General features: G+C 62.0%; 2 protein-coding genes and 2 pseudogenes. 2 read left to right on the top strand and 2 right to left on the bottom strand.

The features are described 5' to 3' along the window. Window positions 1-160 (top strand): annotated as a pseudogene (locus AC1DVH_RS26790) (23S rRNA (cytidine(2498)-2'-O)-methyltransferase RlmM); the annotation flags it as partial. Window positions 161-270: 110 nt separating this feature from the next. Here the strand turns inward: AC1DVH_RS26790 and rlmM are convergent. After that, window positions 271-1,344, bottom strand: coding sequence for a 23S rRNA (cytidine(2498)-2'-O)-methyltransferase RlmM (rlmM, locus tag AC1DVH_RS26785; protein ID WP_154910041.1), 1,074 nt, complete (start codon window positions 1,342-1,344; stop codon window positions 271-273). Between the two features lie 222 nt (window positions 1,345-1,566). On the opposite strand from rlmM, the gene acnA reads away from it, so the two are divergent. Beyond that, window positions 1,567-4,308 (top strand): aconitate hydratase AcnA, encoded by a 2,742-nt coding sequence (gene acnA, locus AC1DVH_RS26780; protein ID WP_477756329.1) that lies wholly within the window; start codon window positions 1,567-1,569, stop codon window positions 4,306-4,308. Window positions 4,309-4,331: 23 nt separating this feature from the next. Here the strand turns inward: acnA and AC1DVH_RS26775 are convergent. Further along, window positions 4,332-4,439: pseudogene (locus tag AC1DVH_RS26775) on the bottom strand (LysR family transcriptional regulator); the annotation flags it as partial.

The raw sequence follows: 4,439 nt of genomic DNA, 5'->3' as shown, positions 1-4,439 counted from the left end.
GCGTTACGCCGAAGTGAAGCGTTTGCTCGAGCGCATTGCCGATGGCTTCAAGGCCCGGGGCATCAAGGTCGAGATTGGCTGCAAGCAGCTGTACCACGACCGCGAGGAAGTGACCTGCCATTTGCGCCGGCTGGATGTGAAGAAGCCCAAGTCCCGCTAACCACACCACCCCCTGTAGGAGCTGGCTTGCCAGCGAAGGGTCCCTTGAGTCATGCGCCGAATTTGCGGACGCCTTCGCTGGCAAGCCAGCTCCTACAGGGGGTGGTGTGGTTAGCGGGACTTGGGCTTCTTCACATCCAGCCGGCGCAAATGGCAGGTCACTTCCTCGCGGTCGTGGTACAGCTGCTTGCAGCCAATCTCGACCTTGATGCCCCGGGCCTTGAAGCCATCGGCAATGCGCTCGAGCAAACGCTTCACTTCGGCGTAACGCTGCTTCATCGGCAGCTTGAGGTTAACCACCGCTTCACGACAATGCCCCTCGCCGATCCACTCTTCCAGCATCGCGGCGTTGCGCGCCGGCTTCTCGACGATGTCGCAGACCATCCAGTCCACCGGTTGCTTGGGCTTGAAGGTGAAACCGTCGGCCATCAAGTGCTGCACCAGACCGGTGTCCATCAGGCTTTCGGCCATCGGGCCGTTGTCGATCGCCGTCACCAACATGCCGCGGTTGACCAGTTGCCAGGTCCAGCCACCGGGGGCGGCCCCGAGGTCAACGCCGGTCATGTCGCTGTGCAGGCGCTCGTCCCACTGGTCGCGCGGGATGAAGTGGTGCCAGGCCTCTTCCAGCTTGAGGGTCGAGCGGCTCGGCGCTTCGCGTGGAAACTTCAGGCGCGGAATGCCCATTGGCCACATGGCCGAGTTGTTTGACTCGGCCAGGCCCATGAACACTTCACGCCCACTCTTGAAGGTCAGCAACAGGCGCGGCTTATGCGCGTCTTCCACCAGTTTGCCAGCGGCCATCAGCGCCTTGCGCAGGTGCACTTCGAATTTCTTGCAGAAGTTCGACAGTTCCTTGCCGTCATTGGTGTCGACCATTTCCAGCCACAGGCTGCCGCACAGCGGAAAGTCCGCCATATGCGCGAGGATCACGCTGATGCGGTCGGTTTCCGGCAGATCGATGAAAATCCCCCGAGCCCACTGGCGCGGGAAGATCAGCTCGGCGAAACGCTGCCCGCGCATCAGGCGCTCGGCGCCGTCTTCTTCGGTGCAGACGAATTCGGCGCAGGCAGTTGCAGCTTTGGCCTTGGCATAACCGGCCACATTCAAGCGCGCGGCGAGGTCGGAAATCTCGGAACAGACTTCGCCTTCGAAGCCCGGCCGGCAATGCATAAAGAGGGTGTTCATTCTTACTCCTGGGCAATGGCGAGGAATTTCGGCCACTGCACGATGCCCAGGCTTGCGTTGAAGCAAAGCCTGTCACGAAAACCCGCGCATGATAGCTGACTTCGGAACCTCGGACTTGCCCATAGAATCGAGTTATTAGCCAGCTACTTAAAACAGGGCTAGGTTTAATGTTCTGCCCGTCCCCTCAGTCCGTAGCCGTGCGGACTTTAAGGAGTGATCGCAATGCCGTCCCTCGATAGCCTGAAAACGCTCAAGACCCTGCAAGTCGGCAACAAGACCTACCACTATTTCAGCCTGCCCGATGCCGCCAAAAGCCTGGGCGACCTGGACAAGTTGCCGATGTCCTTGAAAGTCCTGCTGGAAAACCTGCTGCGCTGGGAAGACGAAAAAACCGTCACCGGCGCCGACCTCAAGGCCCTGGCCGCGTGGCTCAAGGAGCGTCGCTCCGACCGCGAAATCCAGTACCGCCCGGCGCGGGTCTTGATGCAAGACTTCACTGGCGTTCCCGCTGTGGTCGACCTGGCCGCGATGCGTGCGGCGATGGCCAAGGCCGGCGGCAATCCACAGCGGATCAACCCGCTGTCGCCGGTAGACCTGGTGATCGACCACTCGGTGATGGTCGACAAGTTCGCCAGCAGCAGCGCCTTCGAGCAAAACGTCGACATTGAAATGCAGCGCAATGGCGAGCGTTATGCGTTCCTGCGCTGGGGCCAGAGTGCCTTTGACAATTTCAGCGTGGTGCCGCCGGGCACCGGGATCTGCCACCAGGTGAATCTTGAATACCTCGGCCGCACGGTCTGGACCAAGGACGAGGACGACCGCACCTATGCCTTCCCCGACACTTTGGTCGGCACCGATTCCCACACCACCATGATCAACGGCCTCGGCGTGCTCGGCTGGGGCGTTGGCGGTATCGAGGCGGAAGCGGCGATGCTCGGGCAACCGGTGTCGATGCTGATTCCCGAAGTCATCGGTTTCAAACTCACCGGCAAGCTCAAGGAAGGCATCACCGCCACCGACCTGGTGCTGACTGTCACCCAGATGCTGCGCAAGAAAGGCGTGGTGGGCAAATTCGTCGAGTTCTACGGCGATGGCCTCGCCGACCTGCCGCTCGCCGACCGCGCGACCATCGCCAACATGGCCCCGGAATACGGCGCCACCTGCGGTTTCTTCCCGGTGGACGACGTCACGCTGGAGTACCTGCGCCTCTCAGGCCGCCCCCTCGAAACGGTGCAACTGGTCGAGGCCTACAGCAAGGCCCAGGGGCTGTGGCGCCTGCCCGGCCAGGAACCGCTGTTCACCGACACCCTGGCGCTGGACATGGGCCGCGTCGAAGCCTGCCTCGCGGGGCCGAAACGCCCGCAGGACCGGGTATCGCTGCCGAATGTCGCCCAAGCCTTCAGCGACTTCGTCGACCTGCAATTCAAACCCACCAGCAAGGAAGAAGGCCGCCTGGAAAGCGAGGGGGGCGGCGGCGTCGCCGTCGGCAACGCCGATCTGGCCGGCGAAGCGGATTACGACTATGAAGGCCAGACCTATCGCCTGAAAAACGGCGCGGTGGTGATTGCCGCGATCACCTCCTGCACCAACACCTCCAACCCGAGCGTGATGATGGCGGCCGGGCTGGTGGCGAAGAAGGCTGTGGAAAAAGGCCTGAAACGCAAGCCTTGGGTGAAGAGCTCGCTGGCCCCCGGCTCGAAAGTGGTCACCGACTACTACAAGGCGGCCGGCCTGACCCGTTACCTCGATGAATTGGGCTTCGCCCTGGTCGGCTATGGCTGCACCACCTGCATCGGCAACTCCGGGCCGCTGTCGGAGCCCATCGAAAAAGCCATCCAGCAAGCCGACCTCACCGTGGCATCGGTGCTCTCAGGCAATCGCAACTTCGAAGGCCGGGTGCATCCACTGGTGAAAACCAACTGGCTGGCCTCCCCGCCGCTGGTGGTCGCCTACGCGCTGGCCGGCACGGTGCGCACTGACCTCAGCCGCGAACCGTTGGGCGATGACAAGGACGGCAAACCGGTTTACCTGCGGGATATCTGGCCAAGCAGCAAAGAAATTGCCGACGCGGTGAATCAGGTCAACACCGCGATGTTCCACAAGGAATACGCCGAAGTGTTTGCCGGTGACGCGCAATGGCAGGCGATCAAGGTTCCGCAAGCGGCGACCTATGTCTGGCAGGCCGACTCGACCTACATCCAGCATCCGCCGTTTTTCGATGACATCGGCGGCCCGCCGCCTGTGGTCAAGGATATCTGCGCAGCGAACATTCTCGCGTTGCTCGGCGACTCGGTGACCACCGACCACATCTCCCCCGCCGGCAACATCAAGGCCGACAGCCCGGCAGGGCAATACTTGCGCGACAAAGGCGTGGAGCCACGGGACTTCAACTCCTACGGCTCGCGGCGCGGCAACCACGAAGTGATGATGCGCGGCACCTTCGCCAACATCCGCATACGCAACGAAATGCTCGGCGGCGAGGAAGGCGGCAACACCCGCTACATTCCCACCGGGGAAAAAATGCCGATCTACGACGCCGCCATGCGCTATCAGGCTTCGGGCACGCCGCTGGTGGTGATCGCCGGCCAGGAATACGGCACCGGGTCGAGCCGCGACTGGGCGGCCAAGGGCACCAATCTGTTGGGGGTGAAAGCGGTCATCGCCGAAAGCTTCGAGCGGATTCACCGCTCCAATCTGGTGGGCATGGGCGTGTTGCCGCTGCAGTTCAAGCTGGACCAGAACCGCAAGAGCCTGAAACTGGGCGGCAGTGAAACCCTGGACATCCTCGGATTGACCGGCGTCGAGCTGACGCCACGGATGAACCTGTCGCTGGTCATCACCCGTGAAGACGGCAGCAAGGAAAAGGTCGAGGTGTTGTGCCGGATCGATACGCTCAATGAAGTGGAATACTTCAAGTCGGGAGGAATTTTGCATTACGTGTTGCGGCAGTTGATTGCCTCATAACGGCTCGCTCCCACAAGTGCAAATCAGGCAAACTCCTCGCGMAGCATCGCCACRAACGCCTCGCGCGCCGGGTGCACCCCGGCGTTTTCGTGCCAGTAAAACAGGTTGTCGACGGCGGTCAGTTCGGGGAA

This window comes from Pseudomonas sp. P4_C3, assembly GCF_056402075.1.
This window is presented reverse-complemented; position numbering and strand designations above follow the sequence as displayed.

Coding starts and splice junctions, on each gene's coding strand:
- rlmM (WP_154910041.1), bottom strand. CDS start 1,344: ATGAACACCCTCTTTATGCATTGCCGGCCGGGCTTCGAAGGCGAAGTC.
- acnA (WP_477756329.1), top strand. CDS start 1,567: ATGCCGTCCCTCGATAGCCTGAAAACGCTCAAGACCCTGCAAGTCGGC.